Source organism: Chryseobacterium sp. NG-CE01 (genome assembly GCF_055695505.1).
The window spans coordinates 13,585-36,305 of sequence record NZ_CM146369.1; the positions used below are offsets into that span (position 1 = coordinate 13,585).

The following is a 22,721-nucleotide window of genomic DNA, read 5'->3' on the forward strand; positions in this document are numbered from 1 at the left end:
CATTATTTGTAGAATTATGGTTTCAATTATACATGGATTCTATTTGCCGGTATGTACCATCCTCGATCCGGATCATTCAACAAGAAGAATTTAATTTGATATGAAAAAAGGATTCATAGGATTTTGGGGTCTTTTCATAGCCTATTTTATATTTGTGCATCCTAGCATTATTTATTACAATACTTATCATACCAGCAATAACACCGAAAATGGCATGGTTGCTCTGTTTTATCTGGGTCTGAGCTTTGTTTTGTGGGCGATTGTACTTGGAAGCACATTATGGCTTATCCTGAAGAACGGCATTTTAGCCCAAAGAAATCTCATCTATATTAACAGCCACGGAAGGAGAATCCAGGCAAGAATCATCAAATCTCAGGTGCTTAAAGAACATCAATCCTGGGTATCCATGCAAATTGGTCTTGAGATGAACAATTTTTACGGGGAGACCGTTCATCACACCATGATCATGAATGACACGCGCCCTAACGAAAAAAGATTTGAAACCGGAAAGACCATTTTTTTAAAAGTAGATCCCGATTTCAAGAGGAATCCTTATTTGCTGATGGAAGGATCAAAATCCAAAATAAATTATATTCTGCCTCTGATATGGCTTGTTTTTACAGGCGGAGTAATTGCGTACTACCGGTATGCTTATTCTACGGAAAGCGGTGGCTTAGGATGGCGTTTTCTTGAGCTTTCCCATCCCCTGCTTGTTATTCCGGCATGTTTTATCCTGTTTACAGGGTTATTTTATCTTATTTTCAGGATGTTCATTATGGGAAACAAAACCGGACGGGATCTTCTCGAGCTGAAATTCAAAGGAAAAAAGGCAACTGCTGAAATTGTACAGGTAAAGCAGACCGGAACGTATATCAATGAACAGCCGCAGGTTGAATATACCCTGCAATTTGCCGATCAAAACGGGAAGTTATTTCATGTATCCAAGAAAGAAATTGTGTCTTTGCTTGATATTGCTAAAGCTTCGGCTTTAAAACAGAGGGAAATTATGTATCTGCCGGAACGGCCTGAAAAATTCGTTTTTTATGATGAAATCAATAACGACTAAACCATGAAAAAAAATATTTTAATAATGATGCTGCCTTTTATTTTGGCAGGCTGCAAAGATTTTAAGAAAAGTATTGATGATACGATTAGTGTTAACCGCTCTGCCGGAGATTCTCTCCAAGGTACTGCAACTTTAGAAAACAGTTCCGTTAACGTGAAAGATACAAATAAGAGTAAAGAGCTGAATGCTCCTTTTGCCTCACAGCTAGAAAAGCTTAATCTCGCCGAAAAACAGCTGCGTGATCTGCCGCGTTTTAAAGAAAAACCGATATACATTTATCAGGATATTCATTTTTATCCGGACGGAAGAATCATTGTTAAGCTTCAGACTCCTGAAAATCCAAATTTTGTAGATAAATATACTTACAGCGACGGACAGTGGCAGCAGCCGGAGCCGGTGCTTCTTTCCAAAAATGATGATGTGCAGGCAGAACTTATGAGTCTCGATAAAATTCCTTTTAAAAACGCAAACAATGTATACACAGTCCTTATAGAAAAAGGAAAAGAGATAGGAACCAACAATGAAAACCAAGTGATCAATGCAGGCTTAAGACGAAATAAGATTGTATGGCATCCGGGAACCATCAATAGTGAGCGGTACCGGTACGACATCGAATATAACGAAGATGGTACGCTGAAATCTTTTGAACAGCAGTAAAATAGCTAAATTAAAAGTGAGAGCTGTTATGTGCATACAGTGGTACACTTTTTGGAAATCTAAATGGGCATATTGCTTAAACTGATTATCCTATGGCTAAACAAATTACACAACAAAAAATAGATGAACTTATAAAGTTAAGATCATCATTAACTTCTCTGGCATCCATCGACTATACGATTGGAACCATTGTTCACATCAAGCAGGTATTAGCAGATTTAGATCTTACCAGTTCGTTTAGCTTTAGCATTACTACCGAGCTTAATAAGCTGGAGGTTTATCGGGATAATTATTCCAATTTTTCTACGACAAAATGCATAATCGATCACGCAATCGATTATTACTCGGCTCAATTGCAGGCATAAAACAGTTATCTGCTTTTAAAAAAGACATTTTTAATTGACAGAGTTATATTTTAATACTTCTTCTAATCAATTAATCGTATGAGTTGTCCTAAAAATACTTTTTTATGATTTAGGTTATAATTGGAAGGTATATTTACTGTATAACTATCTTTATTTTTCATTAATCCTTTTTGCAAAATAATAGCTGTATTTTCCATACCGTTATAATTTTTAACAAAATCTGCAACAGGAAGAATATCTTTATCTATGACATATAAGGTATCATTACTGTAGATATCTTTTACAATATAAAGATTTGATTCGTTTTTGTTTTTTGCAGGATAATAAGATAATAATTCAATGTATACATTTTCTGAAGGTTCAATTAGTTGAGAAAAAAGCACTTTTTGCTCAACTAATAGTGCTTTGTCTGTACAAGAAAAAGAAATTAACGATAGAATTACAATTAATTTTTTCATAGTTATTTAAAGCTAATAATGATCTTCCGAAATGTCTTTTAGTAAAATTCACAACGCTGTTTATAATTTTCATGAGCCAAGTTAAGCATAAACGCTAAAACCTTTAGAGTATAATAGTAATAAGCTTTTATTACAGACCAACGCTAGTTTTCAGAATTAAGGCACAACACTTATAAATAAATATATTAAAAAAATCCCGACAAGCACCACGCCCTGCATAATATTCGTTTTACCGGTAGCCAGCGATACCGTAATAATAAACAGCGACAGTCCCAGAAGAACGGTTGATTTTATGTCAATACCCAAAGTCATTCGTATGCCGGTAATCACCGATATAATGGCAATAGCAGGAATACTTAGCCCGATGCTTGCCAGCGCAGAACCGAATGCAAGATTTAGAGAGGTCTGGATCTGATCATTTTTTGCCGCCCGGAACGCTGATAAAGCTTCCGGTAAAAGTACGATTCCGGCAATTACAATTCCTACTGCTGATTTGGGAGCTCCTACAGCGATCATGATATATTCAACATCTTTAGAAAGGAGTTTTGCAATCAGCACCACTATTCCCAGGCAGAGCATCAGAAAAAAGCTGCTGATGTAGATGTTTTTACGGGAACCCTTCTTATGATTATCCGTTTTTCCCTGATCTTCCAGAAGTTTGTTTTGGGGTGAAATAAAGAAGCTGCGGTGCCTTATCGTCTGAACCATAGTAAAACCGAGGTAAAGCGACAGGCAGATCAGCGCAATAAAAAGCAGCTGAAAAGAGGTGTATTCTCCACCGCTGTGGCTTATGGTATAATTCGGTAATATGAGCAGAAACACAACTACCGCCGTAAGTGTAATCAGAGCTGTACTTACCCCTTTAAGAGTAAAAGACTGCTCTCTGTATCTCACCGAACCGATGACAATACAAATCCCGATAATCCCGGTAAGAATTATCATCACTGCCGCAAAGACAGTATCTCGCGCAAGGGTAATTGTCTCCAGACCTTTTGCTCCCATCATAATGGAAATGATAAGCCCCACTTCTATCACCGTAATGGCAAATGCGAGGAGCAAAGTTCCGAAAGGTTCGCCGATTCGGCGAGCGATAACTTCGGAGTGATAAACTGCCGATAGAACGCTTCCCAGCAGCAATAGAGTAAGAACAACGGAATAATAGCCTGAAGAGATGAAAGCACTTCCAAAATACAAGAGCCATGCTAAAAGCGGAACAATGATTGTCCATGTCCGCAAATATTTGTTTTTAAACATAAAGATTTGTTTTCTATGCTTTCTATAAAAGTTTTTAATGAGAATTTATTTTTAAAAATGAAAATATTTATTTGAATTGATAAAGAAATACCACGTCGCCGGTATAGGCTGGTTTAAGCTCGTTTTTAATAAGAAGTTTGGCCCCGACAATTACTTTAACCGTGCCTTTAAGGTCAACAACAGATCTTACAGTAGCCTGAAGAGAAACTTTGGAATCAACTTTTACAGGAATCCCGAATCTGAAATTTTCTATTCCGTAATTGATCTCAAGATTTACATTGCGTACTTCCGCGATCTGTTTCCAAAGATAAGGTATCAGAGAAAGCGTCAGGTATCCGTGTGCAATCGTTGACTGATAAGGACCTTCGTTCTCCGCTCTCTGCTTATCGACGTGAATCCACTGATGATCCAGCGTTGCATCCGCAAAACGGTTGATCTGATCCTGATCGATGGTATGCCAGGAAGAACTGCCGACCATTGTACCTTCCAGCAATTTATATTCTTCGTAATTGTTGATGATAACCATTATTTTTTATTTTAATTGTTAATTAAAAAGCTAGAAGCCTCATTTTTCGACCATATGTTGCCTAAACCGTTAAAAAGCCTCCTGCATAGAGCGAGAGGCTGATGATATAACGAAAAAAAAGTAATATACTGATTTTATTATGCAAGTTTTACGTTGACAGCATTTAAACCTCTGTCACCTTTCTGTACATCGAAAACAACCTGGTCGTTTTCACGGATCGATCTGGTATTAAGTCCGGTTGAATGTACGAATATATCATTACCTCCTTCTGAAGGAGAAATAAACCCGAAGCCTTTTGCTTCATTGAAAAATTTTACGGTGCCTTTTTGCATTGTAATTATTATTAAAATTAAATAGTATGTTGTCTGTACACATTACAGATCTTATTTTTGAAAATGTCTGACCGGCATGGTAAAGCCTATCAGTTTTTGAATGTTTTTTAAATCTGCCTGCTCTTCTGCATCACAGAAAGAAATTGCCGTTCCTGCGGCTCCTGCCCTTCCCGTTCTTCCGATTCGGTGGACGTAAGTTTCCGGAACATTCGGAAGTTCATAATTTACGACGCGGGGCAAATCATCTATATCAATTCCTCTTGCTGCAATATCGGTAGCAATCAGCACATTGATTTTACTGTTTTTAAAATCATTCAGTGCATTTTGTCTGGCAGCCTGCGATTTATTCCCATGAATCGCCGCTGCAAAAATTCCTGCGTTTTCCAGCTGCGCAACCAGTTTGTTGGCAATATGTTTTGTACGGGTAAAAACCAGTGAGCGTTGTACATCTTTACTCTGAAGGATGTTGATGAGCAAGCCGGTCTTGTCATGTTTTTCTACAAAATAAACGGACTGCTGTACACTCTTTGCGGTTGACGATACCGGATTTACGGTTACTTCAACAGGGTTCTGAAGCATCGTTTCTGCAAATTTCCGGATACTTCCGGGCATTGTCGCAGAAAAAAACAGGGTTTGCCTTTTCTGTGGGATCATCTTCAGGATTTTCTTTACATCATTGATAAAACCCATATCAAGCATACGGTCTGCTTCGTCCAATACTAAAATTTCTATTTTGGAAAGGTCAATATGTCTTTGTCCCGCCAGATCAAGCAGCCTTCCGGGCGTTGCTACAAGAACATCCACTCTCTTCCTCAAAGCAGCAAGCTGGCCGCCTGTGGAAACACCCCCGAAAATAGAAAGCTGCGAAAGAGGAAGATATTTGCTGTATATGGCAAAATTTTCTTCAATCTGTATCGCAAGTTCCCTTGTGGGAGTTAATATTAAAGTTCTTATTTCGTTGTGGTCCGGAGTATGTTTTTTCAGCAGCTGAAGAATAGGCATTGCAAATGCGGCCGTTTTTCCGGTGCCGGTCTGCGCACATCCGATGATGTCTTTTCCGGCCAGAATATGGGGAATTGCAGAATACTGTATCTCGGTAGGCTTGGAATATCCGGCTTCTGTTACGGCACGGATGATGGGGTTAATTAAATGTAGATTTTTAAAACTGATCATAATTGTTCGGGAGTTCCCGGTATCTTGTGAGCAGATCCGCTGTGGGATCTGAATAGGCAATATTGTAAGGATAAATAAATTAAGTTCTACTCTTTCCATTTATCAGCTTTTGCTTGGCATCCATACCTTTCAAAAATATCAGACGGCCTGCAATAACGTAGCATTTCTTATCATCTTCGGAACTGAAGTTCCGCTTGTTGATTCGAAATCGGATTAATAATTGGGCAGCTGTAGAAGCAAGACTGAGAGATCTAAATATGATTTAAACGATGCCAGTTTTAGCGAAGGCAGGAACCTGTCTTATGAACACATGGCAAAGGTACGGTAAAACAAAGTATAAAATAGCAAATATAATTAATTGATTATCAAAATTTTATTCGTAGCTTAGAACTCAAACAAATTGTTTGCAAAAATGCGGATGATTTAAATTCCGTACCGATGCAAACCTATATGAACTTCCCGCAAACCCAATCCGAAACACAGGATCAGCATTCTCCCCGACAGGTCAGGATCGCCTATTTTATTATGGTACACCATAAGCCTGATGTTTTCAGGGCCATGTTCGAAAAGATCTATACCAGGGATCAGTTTTACCTTATCCATATCGACAGAAAGGCCAAACCGGAAATAACAGAAGAAATTCAGGTATACCTGATGCAATATCCCAATGCATTCATCCTGGAAAGCATGAATATCGTTCCCGGAGGTTTCAGCATGATACAGGCAGAGCTCAATGCAATGGAATACCTGCTGAATGTAAGCAGAGACTGGGATTATTTCATTAATCTAAGCGGAGAAGATCATCCTCTGAAATCTCAAAATATCATCCGCCAGTTTCTTACAGCCAATAACGGCAGAAATTACCTTTTTTACTACGACCAGAAATATTACAGACCAGATACACTTCAAAGAATACAAAATCATTTTACGGAACTGACACATAAAATTTCTTCTTTAATTTATAAAAGAGAGTTTATGGATGGCGTCATTCCTTATATCGGTGGAAAATGGTTTATGTTTACCAGAGAAACCTGTACTTTTCTTATCAATAACAAACGGGTGATGGACTTTGAAGACTATTACCTGCATACTCTTTTACCGGCAGAATCATTTTTTCAGACGGTCCTGATGAATACCGTTTTTAAGGATATCATTGTAAATGACGATAAAAGAGCGTCCATCGAAAAAAACTTTTTTAATAAAAATCAATATTATACCCATCTCATTGAGTCGCTTAAAAAAAGCAATCAGCTTTTTATCAGGAAAGTGAACCATACCACCAACGAAAGTATTCTTCAATACATCAATGACAGTTTTCTATTCCCGCTCACAGAAGTTGATGAGGTACAGAGAGAGCTTAAAAGAGAAGACCGCGACAACAACTGGTCTTAATATTCAGAAGCACAACAAACAATTATTAAAATTTAAATATTTAAAAATTAATATAATTTAATAGGATTGTAAACATATTAATCGTAATATTGCAATATACAATTATTCAATGGGAGCAACTAAAACAGATCACTTTACAGACGAACAGAACAGAATAGCCATTATTGCTAAAGCATTAGGACACCCTGCAAGGGTTGCCATTATTGAATATCTACTGAAAGTAGACACCTGTATCTGCGGTGATATTGTAAACGAATTACCACTGGCGCAGGCCACTGTTTCCCAGCATCTGAAAGAACTGAAAAATGCAGGACTCATCAAAGGAAATATTGAAGGAACAGCGATCTGTTACTGCATTGATGAAAAGACGTTTGCCGTACTGAAAGATTATTTTTCAAAGATCATTGTCACGGTTGCCAACCAAAAGTGCTGCTGAGCATTTTTTTATTTTTAATTATCGCAATATTGCATTTAACCAATAAAACATACATTATGAAGTTATCAGAAATTAAAGAGATCTTACCATCATTAGAGAACGTTGAATTTCAGCTGGAAGACGGATCTTTCGTTCCGGAACATTTCCATGTAACCGAAGTTGGAAGCGTTATCAAGCACTTTATTGACTGCGGCGGCACAATTCGGAAAGAGAATACCGTCAGCTTCCAGCTATGGAATGCCAATGACTTTGAGCACCGCCTGAAACCTGCAAAACTTTTGAATATCATTACATTATCTGAAGAAAAGCTAGGTCTTGAAGACGGCGAAATTGAAGTCGAATACCAGAATACGACCATAGGAAAATACAACCTGGAATTTAACGGAAAAAATTTCGTTCTTACCAATACAACCACTGCCTGTTTAGCTCAGGATGCGTGTGGAATTCCTGCAGAAAAGCAAAAAATCAATTTATCTGAACTTACTGCCAATAAGTCTTCCTGCTGTACGCCAGACTCAGGATGCTGCTAAAATTTTTAACCTATTCAAAAAATAATAACGATGTATCCCAAACTATCAGAAACAGTAAAGCTGCTGGAAAATCATGAAATAAGCGCAGAAAGAAAAATTGCACTTGCTCCATTAATTGATTTTATTCAGAAAAAAGTGGATGAAAACAAAGAAATACGTATTAATTTTATCTGTACCCATAATTCGAGAAGAAGCCATCTGTCACAGGTCTGGGCGCAGGCAGCCGGATTTTATTATGGCATTCCGGGAGTCATCTGTTATTCCGGAGGAACGGAAGAAACCGCATTGTTTCCGAAAGTAGCAGAAACGCTTGCAGAACAGGGCTTTTCAATTTCAAAAATTTCTGATTCCCAAAACCCGGTGTATGCCATTAAATATGATGAGAACAGTCACCCAATTATTGGCTTTTCTAAAAAATATGACAGTTCCTTTAATCCCATTCGTGAATTTGCAGCAGTAATGACCTGCTCCCAGGCTGATAGTGGCTGCCCTTTTATCGCAGGCGCCGAAAAACGCATTCCGATTACATTTGAAGATCCGAAGATTTCTGACGGTACTCTGGAGCAGGCAAAAGTATATTATGAAAGAAGTTTACAGATCGGAGCCGAAATGTTGTATGTCTTTTCACAAATAAAAAAATAAAATGGAGATTCTGTCAATCAATAAAAATCATTATTCCGATATCGCTGCAATATATCAGCAGGGAATCAATACAGGAATGGCAACATTCGAGACTTCCGTTCCTTCCTGGGAAAGCTGGAATGAAAATAAATTGCGGCACAGCAGGCTCATAGCCTTTGAGAATAACGAAGCACTTGGGTGGGCCGCCTTGTCGAAAGTAAGCAGCCGCTGCGTGTATGAAGGAGTGGCCGAAGTCAGCATCTATATAGCCGAAAACCACAGAGGAAAAGGTGTCGGGAAAATCCTGATGGAACATCTTATCATAGAAAGTGAAGCCAATGGAATCTGGACCCTGCAGTCGGGAATGTTTCCTGAAAATGAAGCAACCATAGCCTTACATAAGCTGTTCGGGTTCAGGATTATCGGATATCGTGAAAAAATAGGTAAGCTGAACGGAGTCTGGAAAGACAGTGTGATCATGGAAAGAAGAAGTACAATCGTAGGAACAGAGTAATAATATTATGCAACCAAAATTAAAATTTCCCGACAGCTTCCTGACACTCTGGATCTTCCTGGCTATGTTTTTGGGAATAAGTTTAGGATACTTCTTTCCCGGTATCGCCCAGGTTAATGAGGCGTTGTCCGTAGGAACCACAAATATTCCTTTGGCTATCGGGCTGATCGTCATGATGTATCCGCCATTGGCTAAAGTGGATTATACATTATTACCTAAAATTTTTCGGGATAAAAAAGCGATCGGAATTTCTTTGGCTTTAAACTGGGTGATCGGGCCTGTTTTAATGTTTATCCTGGCCGTTATTTTTTTAAGAGATGAACCGGACTACATGATCGGACTTATTCTTATTGGCCTTGCGCGGTGTATTGCCATGGTGCTGGTCTGGAACGATCTGGCAAAGGGAAATAGGGAATATGGTGCATTGCTGGTAGCGATGAACAGTATTTTCCAGGTATTGAGCTACAGCTTTATGGTATGGCTTTTTATCAATATTGTACCGGAAAAGCTGGGACTTGCTCATTTGAATGTAACTGTATCGATGGCCGATGTCAGCCGGAGTGTTTTGACATATCTGGGAATTCCTTTCCTGGCCGGTTTTGTAACCCGTTATTTTTTAACCAGATTAAAAGGAACCGAATGGTACAACAGAAAGTTCATTCCTGCCATTTCTCCTTTAACATTATATGCTTTATTATTTACGATCGTATTGATGTTCAGCCTTAAAGGCGATACAATTGTAAAACTGCCCCTGGATGTTGTAAAAGTGGCGGTTCCGCTCATTGTCTACTTTGTGCTGATGTTTTTTGTAAGTTTCTTTATCAACAGATCATTCAACATTCCGTATGACAAAAACGCTTCCATTGCATTTACGGCTACAGGAAACAATTTTGAGCTTGCCATTGCCGTATCCATTGCCGTCTTCGGTATCAGTTCCGGCCAGGCTTTTGTAGGCGTCATTGGTCCCCTGGTAGAAGTTCCGGTCCTTATTTTGCTTGTAAGGGTAAGTTTATGGCTAAAAAAACGGTATTACAGTTAGAACAGTCCGAATAAAGTTTAAATAAAACAATACATTATTGCTTAAAAAGTTACATTGTATATTCATTATCAAATCATTACCTCAGCATTCATTTGTTGAGGTTTTTTAATCTAAAATAAACATCCGCCTCTCTGGTCTTTTCTCTCTGAGTCTCTGCCTTATCAATCCGAATCTTTCTTTAATTGCCAGATAAACAGATTATTTGGCGGGTATGTCAGCCCCGATTGGGGTACTTTTACACAAGTAAACATTCCAAAAACTATTACAATGAGCACTAAGAATGAACAGGAAGCCCTGCAATCCATCGTACAGAAAGCGTGGAAGGATCCGGTATTTAAGCAAAACCTGATTGCCCATCCTAAACAGACTATTGAAAGCTTTTTAGGACGCTCTATGAACATTCCAGAAGGTAAGAATATTGCTGTCGTAGACCAATCCAATCCGGCAACAATTTTTATCAATATTCCGGCAGAGCCTGATATGGATGACATGGAACTGAATGAAGATCAGCTGGATATTGTAGCCGGAGGTGCAGGACAGGCTGATCCGCCGCCGGTAATTCTTATTATCAGTAATTCGAATGGCGATTTATTTGGTGGGAATTAATCTTAAATTCCATTTACTAAAAAACAATTCAACGTATATATTCAGCCACTGAATGTATACGTTTTTGCTTACAAATTAAAGTATAAAACGAAATTATGAAAAGTTTTAAGATACTTTCAATACTGCTTTTATTCCTGGTTTTCGGAACCCAGAAATTGGGGTTTTTCGGCCAGGTAAGCGCCGATCCTGCTAAAGATATGCTCTCTAAAACTCCACAGAGCGGTGATGATTTATATAAAAAAGGAGAAGAACTTCAAACCGAAGGAGATTATTCCCAAGCATTACATTCTTTTGAAAAAAGTCTCGAAATCTACAAAGAAAAAGGCAACAGCAAAGGTACCGGAGATGCTTTAAATAAAATAGGCACCATGTACTATTATCAGGGAAAATACCTGGAAGCCATGAATTACTTTAACCAGTGTGCCGTGGTTTACGAAAAAATTAAAAATATCAAGGGAGTATCTTCGGCAATGAATAATATCGGCGCCATTCATTATTATCTGGGAAACCATCTCAAAGCATTGGAATATTACAAAAAAGCCGTCGGAATTCAGGAAAAGCTGGGTGATAAAAAAATCATTGCTGCCACTACCCAGAACATAGGCGGAATTTACCTGAATATCAAAGATTTCGGCAATGCCATGAAATATTATAAAAAGGCTAATGCTATTTACCAAACCCTGAATGATAACAAGTCTTTAGCTCAAAACCTCAACGGAATCGGAGAAGTATATATGAAGCAGCATGATTTCAAAAACGCCCGTGAAAATTTTATACAATCTTTACAGATTGCACAATCTTTAAATGATAAGCAGAAAATAACGGAAGTTCTTTTTAATCTCGGAGAGCTGTTCAGAATGCAGGATGATGTGGAACAGGCCCGCAGCTATTACAGCCAGACTCTAAATACCGCCATAAAAATAAACAATCTTCAATATACGAGTGTCTCACAGATTGCCATCGGAAACATTCTCCTACAGAAAGGAAAACCGCAGGAAGCAAAAACAAAATGTGAAGCTGCTCTTTCCATGGCTGAAAAGCTGGGTGCCGTAAGTGTAAAAAAAGATGCCTGCGACTGTCTTTATAAAACCTACAAACTATTAGGCAACACTAAAAAAGCATTGCATTATTATGAAAAGAACCAGGCATTTAAAGACAGCCTGCAGTCTGAGCAGACCTCTAATAAGATTTTAGGAATGGAGTTTCAGCAAAAACAGTTGCTGGACAGTATTTCTTTCGTTAAAAAAGAACATCTCATCCAGACCAGGCATAAAGAAGAAGTAGAAAAAAAGGAGAGACAGAAAAACTACATCATGCTGACGCTGTTCTTTATTGTGATCATTGCCGCCGGCTTATGGAACCGGCTGGCTTTCATGAAGAAATCCCGGGAAGCCATCCGTGTCGAGAAGGATAATTCGGAAAGATTACTATTAAATATCCTTCCTCAGGAGATTGCCGATGAACTGAAAGAAAAAGGGTATGTAGATGCCCGGAATTTCAGTATGGTTTCGATTCTTTTTACCGATTTCAAATCGTTCACGGAAACTTCTGAAAAACTATCACCGCAGGAATTGGTAGAAGAGATCAATATCTGCTTTAAAGCTTTTGACAGTATTTCTGAAAAATACAAAATCGAAAAGATAAAAACCATCGGCGATTCTTATATGGCAGCCGGCGGTATTCCCCAGCCTCACAAGGATTCTTTGCGGAATATCGTATGTGCAGGCATTGAAATGCAGGAATTCATGCTGAAAAGAAAACTTGAAAACACAACCGGCAAGCCGGTATTTGAAATGCGCCTGGGCATTCATGTCGGGCCGATAGTAGCCGGGATTGTCGGGGTAAAGAAATTCCAGTATGATGTCTGGGGTGATACCGTGAATACAGCAAGCCGGATGGAAAGCAACGGCATGACCGGAAAAGTAAATATCAGTGAGTATTTATATGAACAAATTAAAGATGAAAAAGGTTTTTCTTTTCACTACAGAGGGAATATACAGGTAAAGGGGAAAGGAGAAATTAAAATGTATTTTGTGGAAAGAAACCAGGAAACATCGGCATCCTACGCTGCTGTAGCCTTCATCGGACAATAAAATAACAAAAATAAATTGACAATCCTGTCGGCGATTTTGGCAAATTTATCATTCTTAAACGGCGTAGCTTTACAACAACAGAACAACGAAATAATGGAAGTAAAAACTGCACAACAAGTATTACAATTAGTGATCTCAAAAGCTTGGGAAGACCAGACTTTCAGAAAAGAACTGATTGAGGATCCGGTAACGGCCATCGAAAGTCTTACCGGTGCAAAGATCATCTTACCGGAAGGAAAAGAACTGATAGTAGCAGACCAGTCTGACAATTCTAAAATTTTCGTAAACATTCCTTCTGAGCCGGATCTGGAAAATATGGAACTCTCCGAAGATCAATTGGAAGCTATTGCGGGAGGAGGACAAAACGTAATGGGAAGTATTGTAGACGCGCTATTTCCGAAACTGCACGATTTTATAAAATTATAATAACAACACAAAGGAACTTATATTATGGAAATCACTCAAGAACAGAAGACGTACGCAGAGATCGTACAAAAAGCGTGGGATGATGCCGGGTTTAAAAAAGAACTTTTGGAAAATCCTGTAGAAGCCATTGAAAAGCTTACCGGTAAGAAACTGAATCTTCCTGAAGGCAAAAAAATTATCGTACGGGATCAGACAGACAGCACAGCTGTATATATCAACATTCCGGCGAAACCTGATAATGACGTTGAGCTTAATGATAACCAGCTGGATATGGTTGCCGGCGGAGCAGCAATTCCTGGCGTAAAAGAGGTCGTGGATTTCTTATGCTCATTCAGTCTGTTTTCACCAAAATAAAAACTTAAACAAATACAAAAATTAATACGTATGGAATTTACTCAAGAACAAAAAACGTACGCAGAAATCGTACAGAAAGCATGGGAAGATGCAGAGTTCAAAAAAGAACTTGTTAGCAATCCGGTTGCTGCTATCGAAAAATTAACAGGGAAAAAGCTAAACCTACCGGAAGGAAAAAAGCTGATCGTAAGAGATCAGACCGATGAGTCGGTTATTCACATCAATATTCCTTCACCAACTAAGAATTCTGCAGATGCAGAACTTAATGAAGAACAGCTGGAAGCGGTTTCAGGCGGAATTGCTATTGGAGGATGCATCCCGGAATTTCCGTTCCCGGGTCCTTACAATCCCTTCCCTCCTATCTTCAGCGATATGTAATTAAAAACTAACTTTAAATATAACAAAATGGAATTTACTCAAGAACAAAAAACGTACGCGGAAATCGTACAGAAAGCATGGGAAGATGCAGAGTTCAAGAAAGAGCTTGTAAATGATCCTGTAGCTGCCATTGAAAAATTAACAGGTAAAAAACTGAATTTACCGGAAGGGAAAAAACTGGTAGTAAGAGACCAGACTGATGAATCTGCCGTATACATCAACATTCCTGCTGCTCCTAAAAACACTGCTGATGCAGAACTAAGCGAAGAGCAACTGGAAGCGGTTTCCGGAGGAGCTGCGATCTGGCCCCCAAGAGATACCACTTTTCCTTTCCCTGGCGGAACAACAGGGCCTTTCATCCCTATTATCCCAATTTTAACAACAATCTAAATATATACTAACAACAAAATATTACAATCATGGAATTAACACAAGAACAAAAACTGAACGCTCAAGTAATCGAAAGAGCATGGGAAGATGCACAATTCAAAAATGAATTAATCGCTAACCCGGTAGAAGCTATGGAAAGATTAACTGGTAATAAAATCAGCCTTGCTGAAGGTCAGAAGCTGGTAGTAGTAGATCAAAGCGATGCTTCTACAGTTTACTTTAATATTCCGAGAAAAGTCGAGCTTAATAATCTTGAGCTTACCGAAGAGCAACTGGAAATGGTAGCCGGCGGAATTTCTCCTACTTTCTACTTTGGTTTCGCAGCAGGAGTTGCAGTTTGGGCAGCAACACATCAATAAAATTTTTAAATCACAACAAAAATTAAAACAATGAAAATTACAATACAAGATCAGCAGAGAGGCGCAGAATTAATGCAGACTCTTATACAAAAAGCATGGGATAGCGCAGCTTTTAAAGACCAACTGATAAAAAACCCGGTAGGTGCCATTGAGCAGGTTACAGGAAAGGAACTAACGCTAAGAGATAACAAAAAAATCGTTGTGGAAGATCAAACCAATGATTCTGTAATTTATTTTAACATTCCTGCTAAAATGAATCTGGATGAACTGGAACTTACCGAAGAACAACTGGAACTGGTTGCTGGTGGTGTAAGCCCTGCTGTTGTAGGATTTGGAGTTGCCATCGCTGTTTGCTGGGCGGTTTCCCACTTGTAATAGACAAGAAATATCATCTTCATAATCAAACAACCACCCTTTTGAGTGGTTGTTTGATGGTTTTATCCCTGTATATTTACAACTATAATAATTGAATCATGAAAAATACTTTAAGACCTGCACTCGTAATTATTGCAATAATTTTAGGCGTTGTTATTTACAAGCATTTTGATTTCAGAACAGCAACATTCAAAGATCCGCTGTTGGATGGCATATACATTATAACATTCGCAGCGGTTATTTTTGCCTTGGCAAGAAGCAAGAAGCAAAGCTCCGGACATGCAGAAAAGTAAACTAAAAATCAGGCTTTAATCTATCTGCTTTTGTCAATATACTTTATTGACCATACCATCAGCTGCCCAAAAATACAGATACCATGAAAAATCAAACTTTACATTCAGTAGAAAATGAGTATGAAAGCATACCGTTTGTTGATATTCTCCTTCCTTATACAGAAACTTTTACAGAAAGGCTCAGAAACATTACCCTATCGGTTACAGTAAAGAATAAACTGCACCGAAATCTTCTTCAGGAAATGAGTTCTTTGGCGGAAGTGACCTTACAGGAAGAATTGAATCATTTTAAACACAGGGGCGAAAATTTTTATCCCGGCTTTACAAAATCGACACTTGTATCATTGCCTGTGAAATATCCTGTTCTGGATAAAATGCTCACATTAATTGCTGATAATTATACTGCACACATTGCGAATATCTTTTCAAATTTCCATAAAGACATTGGGCTTCTTGCTGAAACGTATTCTATCCCGAATGATACTGCAATCATTGATATTGATACCAGCCTCGGCGACGGACACAGCGGAGAAAGCACCGCACTGATCGCCTTGTCGGACGGTACTAAGCTGATCTATAAACCCCGGAACCTGGATACTTCCGTTTCTTATAATCTGTTTATTGACTGGGTTAATTCAAGGATTGATACCAAACTGAAAACGTTAAAATGCATTAATCTGAAAAATTACGGATGGCTTGAATTTGCAGATCATGTTCCTGTAAATTCTGATGATGAATTAAAAGAGTATTATTATAAGGCCGGGATACTTTTAGCCGTTACATTTCTTTTAGGAAGTAAAGATTACCATTCTGAAAATCTTATTGCTGCAGGAAAAGATCCTGTTATTATAGACCACGAAACCGTAATACAGCCTGTATTAAAAAATCAGCCGTCAATACGTACCTGGGATGAAGCGCACAAAATTCCAGAATTTTCAGTACTTGAAAGCATGCTGATCGTTAATCAGGACACAGGAGCAACTCTTCAATGCGCAGGATACGGCGTTGCAGGAAATGAGGAAACAATGGATATGGAAATGAAAGTAATGTATCCCAATACAATGGATTCTAAGAGAGAAACCCGTTTTGTTTTCAGAAAACTCATCAAGCAAAACATTCCTGTTTACAACCGGAATAATATTTTTGTGAGCAATTATAAAGACCCATTTTTACAAGGCTTTTCCACCGCATATGATCTGTTTGCGGCTGCAAAAGAAGAACTGCTTTCTTCAGATTCACCTGTCAATTATTTCAACCATCAAAAAACACGATATATCTGGAGACCTACTTTCGTATACTTCAGAATTCTGAAATATATGAGATCAGCTTCTTTTATGTCAAGCTTTGAAGCGTATCACGCAAAATTGTATGAACTGATGTCTAAAGCATACCAAAAGGAAGGTTTTAAAAACTTAAAATTCATTCTTGACAGCGAAATGGCCCAGATGCTAAAAGGAGACATTCCTTTCTTTAACCTTAACAGTTCTGATGCACATTTGCAGGAAGGTGAAGTATTTGAAATCTTTAAATACAATTGTGTTGAAAACATCAGGCAAAGAATAAATATCTTATCTGAAAAACACAAAAACGAGCAAACCGGATATATTTTAAAATGGCTGGATATGAACTCCTGACCAATAAACAAATTATCTTATTAATTTTAATTTTCAAATCAATAATCATCTGATGAATATTCTCACCATCCCATATATTGCAGGAGGCCTCTCCCATTTGCTTCCTCTGTATGTTTTACAGCAAAAATACCTGAGAAATAATACCGGAATTAAAAATCATTTCCTGGTTAACGACCATTCACAGAAACTCCTCACCATACAAGGGGTAGATTTCGTGCCTATAAATTATACTCTTAAAGAAAATCTAATGCAGTCCAATGGATCGCAGGAAATTAAAGAAGATATAATAGATATGGAGAAAAGAGCATATGAGATCGTACAACCGTCACTGATTATTGAAGACACATCTATGCTGACTCCATTGATTGCTGAAAAAAATAAAATCCCGAGAATTTCAATTCAGCGGACAGGCATTTTCAGATCTATTGACCGGGCTTACAGAAATGAAAAACATGTTCATTCTTTAGCAAAAGGAAATACAGACAGTGCTTCTGAAAATCCATCAGTTTTTTTTACATCGCATGACGACTTTAATGCTCCATTTCTAATGCAATATGCAAAGCCGAAAGCTAAGATTATTCCAGGCATTCCTTCCATTGAACGTTTACCCGAAAATATAGAAAACCGTGAATCTTACTTCTATTCGGGGCCGCTGATCGTGATGGATAAGCCTTCGAAAAATCTTTCGTTAAAACTTGAAGAATTTTTAAACACTAATAAAGAAAAACCTCTTGTTTTTATCACAACGGGAACCATCGATCGAACTCCTATTGAAAATTTCATCGAATTTTTTGTACAACGCGGCTATGCAGTCATCACAACCTGTCAATGTGAAGTTAACGAAAAATACAGTCAGGAAATTTTTTACAATAAGCTGCTTCCACTGCATTATATTTGTGGAATCGCAAATCTCGTTATTCATCAGTGCGGATCCGGAATGTACCATTATCCCATTATGAACAGAGTACCGTCTTTTACGGTCGGCACGCAGTGTTATGACCGCGAAGATATTGCACTGCGACTGCAGGAGCTTGGTGTTTCGGCTCACATTCCTCATCCAGATGATAATCCCGATTTCTGGAATATTTTTCTTGAAAAGGTAATCTTATTTGAAAATAACAGCCTGATCGATTATGAAATGATGGACCGTCTTCGGAATGAAATCCAGGAAACCATGTCCGATTTTAAAATGGAAAAAGTAATTGAATATGCGTTAACCTAAAATGATCATTTGGAGATAATTTATTTTCACATTAAATGGAAATAAAGAGGAATAAATGTTCTTAATTAATCAATCGTTAAACCGCTAAATGAATTTTTTTTATAGTTTTGCAGGAAACATAATTGTTCACGACAACGCATAAAAATTAATATCCCATGAACCACAACAAATGTCTGAACTGCAACAGCGAAACAGAAAACAACTACTGTTCTCAATGCGGACAAAAAACTTCCACACACCGTTTTTCTTTGCAGCATTTTCTGGCACATGATCTTGTGCACGGCGTCTTTCATCTGGATAAGGGATTTTTGTTTACCGTTAAAGAACTTTTTACCAGACCCGGCCACAGCATCAGAGAATATGTTCAGGGAAAAAGAGTAAAACATTTCAATGCATTTACCGCCATTATTTTCGTGCTTACCATTACACTCGTCATTACCGGTGCCACGAAGGTAAAAGCCAGCGAGATCTACAATCAGGAGCAGTTAAGCGAATACTCAAAATTGCTGAGGGAATATTATAAACTCATTATTTTATCCGGGATTCCTTTCTACGCATTAGGAAGTTATTTTATCTTTAAAAAAACGAAACAGAATTACACCGAAAATCTTGTCCTGAATACTTATCTCACCATCGGCATGCTGGTTATCGGTCTTATTTTCCCGATAATCACTGTGTTTTATACCAATACGGAAGTATTATATTATCTCAAAGCGATTACTCCCGTTCTTACGATCGTGTATATTTTCTGGTTCTATTACCAGTATTTTTCAGCATTCCGATACAAAAAGGTTTCATTAATCATCAGAACGGTACTCATTACCTTTTATATCATGCTGTTTAACGGGGCAGTCAATGCTTTAGCCACGAAGCTGGATATATTTTTAAAGCATTGATGCTGATATTAAATCAGCATATTATTCGTTGCGAAAATAATGGCCTCCGAAATATTGGTAACTTCAAGTTTTTCAAAAAGTTTTCTGCGGTGAAATTTCACGGTATCCGGTGATACGAAAATGGTATCGGCGATTTCATTGATGGTGAGGCCTCTGGTAGAAAGCTGCAGGATCTCCTTCTCTCTTTTTGACAGGGAAACCTGTTCGGTAACTTTCCATACATCAGATTTAAGATCATAATTATACACCTTATTCTCTCCTTTTTTATAAATTTTTACATTTCCTGCCTCTTTACCTGATGATAGGGAAACAATACATATGGCTTTCCATATTTTGCCGTGTTTCGTTAAAAACATGGGCGTAAGTTTATGGTTGATTAAGATGATTCTTCCTTCCTGGTTTTTTATATGAAAATCATAAGAAATACTGTATTCCTTTCTTTCTGAAACAGGAAGTTTCTCATAAAAATCAAAACCGGCACTGTTAATTTTCAGCAGCATCTGCAGATCGCTTTCCGGCACATGCTTGAAATAGAAAGCATACCCCATCTGCAGGACTTCTTCGGGAGTATTTCCACAGAGAAAAAGCGCGTTGTCAGAGACAAATTCAAAACCTTTCTTTTCATAATCGATTACGTAGATGCTGGTGTAGGTTGCGCGGGCAAAAGACTTTATGGGTTCCAGATAGTTCAGTGTTTCGTCACTTAAATCTGATGAAGTCTCAACAGTGTTTCTTGAGTCAAAAAAAGAGTTTATGCTATTCACACTCATACCTTAGTTTTTTCCAAAAATAGTGAAAAGAATTTTACATTCTGCAGTTTTTAAAAAAATTTACATCTATTTAATTATTAAATATATACTTACCCGTTTCATAGAAACATTTTTCACCTTATTATGAATAACTACCCTAAAGGATAGTTTTCTGCCTTATCTCCGCATACTACCATTTAGTGTAATAGTTTTCATTTTCTGATGGGATAGATTTGTTACAAACCAATAACCATGAAATCAAAAAACTATTTAGAAAAGCTGGAAATGGATCAGCTGTCCGAATTGGCAAATTTCGTAGTTAATGAAAACTTGAGCCATCACACCGACCATGAAGAAGGAAAAACGGAACACATTCAGGACATGATCACCACAATGTATTATGAAGACCTAAACCTGTTCTTCAATTCAGAAATTTTTGTTTCGAAAGATGATTCAGGAGCGATAGAAGGAGTAATCAGAATTGTGAAATGGGATTATAATCAGGAATTGCCCATTCAGAAATTATTCCAGATCGATCCGCTGGAAGCAAGCAACAGCAGACGCCGCACTCCCATCTGGCATATCGGAAGGTTTGCAACCCGGAAGAACATCAGGGACCGGTTTTTATTTAAAAGATTGATGGTATGCGCCATCGCTCCACTATGCCGGAAAAAGAGAGGAGTGGCTTTTGCGGAGTGCGACAGCAAACTTCTCAGGGCAATGAAGCTTCTGGGAATTAAGGCCAAAGTTTTAGGAAAATCCATCAACTATCTGGGGTCAGAGACCATTCCTATTTCATTGGATTATGAAGGACTAAAAGAATTTTATCATCAAAACAAAAAATTGCTGCACCGTAAAAAACTTACTCCTGTTGCATAAATTTCACGCTTGAGAAAACACACTATTACCAACACACCTTAACCAAATCAAATCATTATAAAAACTGAGCTATGAATACCATTACTAACACTATTGACTGGACTTCACCGGATGTACTGAGCCAGATTGTTCATAACATTAAAAATCCTCTGGAAACGATAATTACGGCCAGCAGACAGCATGAAAGACCGGGACATGAAATCATTTTCAACAGCAGCAAACAAATCAACAGCCTGATAGAAGAAATTTTAACAGAAATAAAATCCAAATCTGTAAGCCTGACGTTTCATGACCGTCCCGATATCTTCGGAATTTATGAGACCAATGAAAACGTTCAGTGCATGTGCGCAAAACAAATAAATCCTTCCAAAATAACAAAGCCCGATCAGAACTGGCTGGTAAATCTTGAGAAAGAAATTTACAGATCTATCAATCAGAACGATATCAACATCTATGATCTTGCCTATAAAATGGCCGTAAGCGAGAGACAGCTGCATCGTAAAATAAACAGCCTGCTGTACCTCTCTCCCAACAAATATATCAGAATTCTTCGCCTGCACAAAGCAAAAGAATTGATCGATAACTATATCCAGAATTCAATTTCCCAGGTGGCCTATGCCGTTGGATACAATGATGTTCATTATTTCTCAAAACTATTTGTAGCCCAATACAATATGTCGCCGAAAGAGCTTATTCATTCTTTGAAATAAGAATGCAGGTAGTGCGGAGATCAGCATTACAAAAACTTCAACTTATATGAAACTAACGAACGAACAAAGGAAAGGTCAGGAAGTGCTTTTTAAAATTATAGAAGAAGCATGGAGCAACGAAGAATTTAAAGAATCTCTCCTCTCCGATCCTGAAAAAACATTAGAAGTTTTCTTTGGCAGAAGCCTTCCTAATGGTAAGAAAATAAAGGTGACCGATCAGTCCGACCCGGATTATCTGTACATCAATATTCCGGTAAAACCTTATTCGGATTTTGAAATGAAGGAAAAAGACCTGAATAAAGTAATTGGCGGCACCCAAAAGCCACAGTCTGCTGCTGATATTGATCCGGAAAACACCCCCGAACCATAAAAACGGAAATGCCATGTCTGTTATCGCGCAAAAAATGGCAAATCCGTAGACTGATAATTAAATAATTTGGCATAACCATTTAAACTTAAAGATAATGAAACGTGTACTTTTTTTCTTAGGACAATTAAACGACATCGATGTAGAGTGGATGATTAAAAATGGAAGTAAAATCGAATTGAAAACAGGCAGCAAACTCATTCAGAAAGGGCAGCCTATCGACAACTTATACATCGTACTTTCCGGGCAGCTCGTTGTATGTACCGACGGTGCAGATAATGAAACCATCGCCACACTGGGAGCCGGTGAAATTGTAGGAGAGATGTCCTTCCTGGAATCACGATCTCCTTCTGTTTCGGTAATCGCCACGCAGCCTACCGTTGCCTACGTAATCTCAAGAAATGTCATGGATTCCAGACTTTCAAGCAATTCAGATTTCAGGGCAAATTTCTATTACGCACTTGCTCTTTTTCTTTCCAACAGGCTTAGAAAAACCACTGAGCAGATGGGGTATGGGAAACCTGAAGAGGAAGATTTAATAGACATCAATGTTCTGGATGGCGTGGCACAGGCCGGGTCTAGATTCGGGCAGATACTCAACAGATTTTCGGAAGTTTAAAATTAGTA

The 22,721-nt window shown here is 38.1% G+C and carries 31 protein-coding genes; 25 read left to right on the top strand and 6 right to left on the bottom strand.

Annotation, left to right across the window (positions count from 1 at the left end; translation table 11 throughout):
• Positions 1 to 100 precede the first annotated feature (100 nt).
• From ACYT6F_RS00060 to ACYT6F_RS00070, 3 genes are all read left to right on the top strand, one after another.
• Entirely contained in the window at positions 101 to 1,066 is a 966-nt protein-coding gene (locus ACYT6F_RS00060) for a hypothetical protein (RefSeq protein WP_472599310.1), read from the top strand.
• A 3-nt stretch (positions 1,067 to 1,069) separates the two neighbouring features.
• Complete coding sequence (locus ACYT6F_RS00065; protein WP_472599311.1) at positions 1,070 to 1,723, top strand: hypothetical protein; 654 nt, start codon at positions 1,070 to 1,072, stop codon at positions 1,721 to 1,723.
• 92 nt (positions 1,724 to 1,815) lie between these two features.
• Positions 1,816 to 2,088, top strand: coding sequence for a hypothetical protein (locus tag ACYT6F_RS00070; protein ID WP_472599312.1), 273 nt, complete (start codon positions 1,816 to 1,818; stop codon positions 2,086 to 2,088).
• 62 nt (positions 2,089 to 2,150) lie between these two features.
• Here the strand turns inward: ACYT6F_RS00070 and ACYT6F_RS00075 are convergent, their stop codons facing one another.
• The 5 genes from ACYT6F_RS00075 to ACYT6F_RS00095 form a co-directional block, all read right to left on the bottom strand.
• On the bottom strand, positions 2,151 to 2,546 hold the full coding sequence (locus tag ACYT6F_RS00075) for a hypothetical protein (protein ID WP_472599314.1): 396 nt from the start codon (positions 2,544 to 2,546) through the stop codon (positions 2,151 to 2,153).
• A 156-nt stretch (positions 2,547 to 2,702) separates the two neighbouring features.
• Positions 2,703 to 3,800 (bottom strand): calcium:cation antiporter, encoded by a 1,098-nt coding sequence (locus ACYT6F_RS00080; RefSeq protein ID WP_472599315.1) that lies wholly within the window; start codon positions 3,798 to 3,800, stop codon positions 2,703 to 2,705.
• 67 nt (positions 3,801 to 3,867) lie between these two features.
• On the bottom strand, positions 3,868 to 4,326 hold the full coding sequence (locus ACYT6F_RS00085; protein WP_472599316.1) for a MaoC family dehydratase: 459 nt from the start codon (positions 4,324 to 4,326) through the stop codon (positions 3,868 to 3,870).
• A gap of 137 nt (positions 4,327 to 4,463) precedes the next feature.
• A complete protein-coding gene (locus tag ACYT6F_RS00090) occupies positions 4,464 to 4,658 on the bottom strand; it encodes a cold-shock protein (protein ID WP_169229649.1) in 195 nt (64 codons plus the stop codon).
• Between the two features lie 51 nt (positions 4,659 to 4,709).
• Positions 4,710 to 5,828: a DEAD/DEAH box helicase gene (locus ACYT6F_RS00095; protein ID WP_472601148.1), complete on the bottom strand. Its 1,119-nt coding sequence runs from the start codon at positions 5,826 to 5,828 to the stop codon at positions 4,710 to 4,712.
• 441 nt (positions 5,829 to 6,269) lie between these two features.
• Here ACYT6F_RS00095 and ACYT6F_RS00100 point away from each other — a divergent pair, with 441 nt between their 5' ends.
• The 18 genes from ACYT6F_RS00100 (at position 6,270) to ACYT6F_RS00185 (ending at position 19,389) form a co-directional block, all read left to right on the top strand.
• Positions 6,270 to 7,223, top strand: coding sequence for a beta-1,6-N-acetylglucosaminyltransferase (locus tag ACYT6F_RS00100; RefSeq protein ID WP_472599317.1), 954 nt, complete (start codon positions 6,270 to 6,272; stop codon positions 7,221 to 7,223).
• 109 nt (positions 7,224 to 7,332) lie between these two features.
• Positions 7,333 to 7,659 carry an ArsR/SmtB family transcription factor gene (locus tag ACYT6F_RS00105; protein WP_472599318.1) on the top strand — a complete coding sequence of 109 codons (327 nt, stop codon included), beginning with the start codon at positions 7,333 to 7,335 and terminating at the stop codon, positions 7,657 to 7,659.
• Positions 7,660 to 7,715: 56 nt separating this feature from the next.
• Complete coding sequence (locus tag ACYT6F_RS00110) at positions 7,716 to 8,189, top strand: DUF6428 family protein (protein ID WP_472599319.1); 474 nt, start codon at positions 7,716 to 7,718, stop codon at positions 8,187 to 8,189.
• 30 nt (positions 8,190 to 8,219) lie between these two features.
• On the top strand, positions 8,220 to 8,831 hold the full coding sequence (locus ACYT6F_RS00115) for an arsenate-mycothiol transferase ArsC (protein ID WP_472599320.1): 612 nt from the start codon (positions 8,220 to 8,222) through the stop codon (positions 8,829 to 8,831).
• A gap of 1 nt (position 8,832) precedes the next feature.
• Complete coding sequence (locus ACYT6F_RS00120; protein WP_472599321.1) at positions 8,833 to 9,324, top strand: GNAT family N-acetyltransferase; 492 nt, start codon at positions 8,833 to 8,835, stop codon at positions 9,322 to 9,324.
• A gap of 7 nt (positions 9,325 to 9,331) precedes the next feature.
• Complete coding sequence (gene arsB, locus ACYT6F_RS00125; RefSeq protein ID WP_472599322.1) at positions 9,332 to 10,363, top strand: ACR3 family arsenite efflux transporter; 1,032 nt, start codon at positions 9,332 to 9,334, stop codon at positions 10,361 to 10,363.
• Between the two features lie 267 nt (positions 10,364 to 10,630).
• Positions 10,631 to 10,969, top strand: coding sequence for an NHLP leader peptide family RiPP precursor (locus tag ACYT6F_RS00130; protein WP_472599323.1), 339 nt, complete (start codon positions 10,631 to 10,633; stop codon positions 10,967 to 10,969).
• Between the two features lie 95 nt (positions 10,970 to 11,064).
• Entirely contained in the window at positions 11,065 to 13,062 is a 1,998-nt protein-coding gene (locus ACYT6F_RS00135) for an adenylate/guanylate cyclase domain-containing protein (RefSeq protein WP_472599324.1), read from the top strand.
• 93 nt (positions 13,063 to 13,155) lie between these two features.
• Positions 13,156 to 13,488, top strand: coding sequence for an NHLP leader peptide family RiPP precursor (locus tag ACYT6F_RS00140; RefSeq protein ID WP_472599325.1), 333 nt, complete (start codon positions 13,156 to 13,158; stop codon positions 13,486 to 13,488).
• A 24-nt stretch (positions 13,489 to 13,512) separates the two neighbouring features.
• The gene (locus tag ACYT6F_RS00145) at positions 13,513 to 13,842 is read left to right on the top strand and encodes an NHLP leader peptide family RiPP precursor (RefSeq protein WP_472599326.1); all 330 of its coding nucleotides are present in this window, start codon (positions 13,513 to 13,515) and stop codon (positions 13,840 to 13,842) included.
• A gap of 30 nt (positions 13,843 to 13,872) precedes the next feature.
• Complete coding sequence (locus ACYT6F_RS00150) at positions 13,873 to 14,220, top strand: NHLP leader peptide family RiPP precursor (protein ID WP_472599327.1); 348 nt, start codon at positions 13,873 to 13,875, stop codon at positions 14,218 to 14,220.
• Between the two features lie 27 nt (positions 14,221 to 14,247).
• A complete protein-coding gene (locus tag ACYT6F_RS00155; protein WP_472599328.1) occupies positions 14,248 to 14,610 on the top strand; it encodes an NHLP leader peptide family RiPP precursor in 363 nt (120 codons plus the stop codon).
• A gap of 29 nt (positions 14,611 to 14,639) precedes the next feature.
• Positions 14,640 to 14,969, top strand: a complete 330-nt coding sequence (locus tag ACYT6F_RS00160) for a class IIb bacteriocin, lactobin A/cerein 7B family (protein WP_472599329.1) — start codon at positions 14,640 to 14,642, stop codon at positions 14,967 to 14,969.
• Positions 14,970 to 14,999: 30 nt separating this feature from the next.
• Positions 15,000 to 15,344, top strand: coding sequence for a hypothetical protein (locus tag ACYT6F_RS00165; RefSeq protein WP_326320663.1), 345 nt, complete (start codon positions 15,000 to 15,002; stop codon positions 15,342 to 15,344).
• Between the two features lie 98 nt (positions 15,345 to 15,442).
• Positions 15,443 to 15,637: a hypothetical protein gene (locus tag ACYT6F_RS00170; RefSeq protein ID WP_472599330.1), complete on the top strand. Its 195-nt coding sequence runs from the start codon at positions 15,443 to 15,445 to the stop codon at positions 15,635 to 15,637.
• An 83-nt stretch (positions 15,638 to 15,720) separates the two neighbouring features.
• Positions 15,721 to 17,271 (top strand): type 2 lanthipeptide synthetase LanM, encoded by a 1,551-nt coding sequence (locus ACYT6F_RS00175; RefSeq protein ID WP_472599331.1) that lies wholly within the window; start codon positions 15,721 to 15,723, stop codon positions 17,269 to 17,271.
• Between the two features lie 52 nt (positions 17,272 to 17,323).
• A complete protein-coding gene (locus tag ACYT6F_RS00180) occupies positions 17,324 to 18,493 on the top strand; it encodes a glycosyltransferase family protein (RefSeq protein WP_472599332.1) in 1,170 nt (389 codons plus the stop codon).
• Positions 18,494 to 18,648: 155 nt separating this feature from the next.
• Positions 18,649 to 19,389 carry a DUF3667 domain-containing protein gene (locus ACYT6F_RS00185; RefSeq protein WP_472599333.1) on the top strand — a complete coding sequence of 247 codons (741 nt, stop codon included), beginning with the start codon at positions 18,649 to 18,651 and terminating at the stop codon, positions 19,387 to 19,389.
• Between the two features lie 8 nt (positions 19,390 to 19,397).
• Here the strand turns inward: ACYT6F_RS00185 and ACYT6F_RS00190 are convergent, their stop codons facing one another.
• Positions 19,398 to 20,153 carry a response regulator transcription factor gene (locus ACYT6F_RS00190; protein ID WP_472601149.1) on the bottom strand — a complete coding sequence of 252 codons (756 nt, stop codon included), beginning with the start codon at positions 20,151 to 20,153 and terminating at the stop codon, positions 19,398 to 19,400.
• A 237-nt stretch (positions 20,154 to 20,390) separates the two neighbouring features.
• Between ACYT6F_RS00190 and ACYT6F_RS00195 the strand changes: the two genes are divergently transcribed.
• From ACYT6F_RS00195 to ACYT6F_RS00210, 4 genes are all read left to right on the top strand, one after another.
• Positions 20,391 to 21,017, top strand: a complete 627-nt coding sequence (locus tag ACYT6F_RS00195) for a hypothetical protein (protein WP_472599334.1) — start codon at positions 20,391 to 20,393, stop codon at positions 21,015 to 21,017.
• A gap of 71 nt (positions 21,018 to 21,088) precedes the next feature.
• Positions 21,089 to 21,727 carry a helix-turn-helix domain-containing protein gene (locus ACYT6F_RS00200; RefSeq protein WP_472599335.1) on the top strand — a complete coding sequence of 213 codons (639 nt, stop codon included), beginning with the start codon at positions 21,089 to 21,091 and terminating at the stop codon, positions 21,725 to 21,727.
• A 46-nt stretch (positions 21,728 to 21,773) separates the two neighbouring features.
• Positions 21,774 to 22,097 (top strand): NHLP leader peptide family RiPP precursor, encoded by a 324-nt coding sequence (locus ACYT6F_RS00205; RefSeq protein WP_472599336.1) that lies wholly within the window; start codon positions 21,774 to 21,776, stop codon positions 22,095 to 22,097.
• A 94-nt stretch (positions 22,098 to 22,191) separates the two neighbouring features.
• Entirely contained in the window at positions 22,192 to 22,713 is a 522-nt protein-coding gene (locus tag ACYT6F_RS00210) for a cyclic nucleotide-binding domain-containing protein (RefSeq protein WP_066440801.1), read from the top strand.
• Positions 22,714 to 22,721 lie beyond the last annotated feature (8 nt).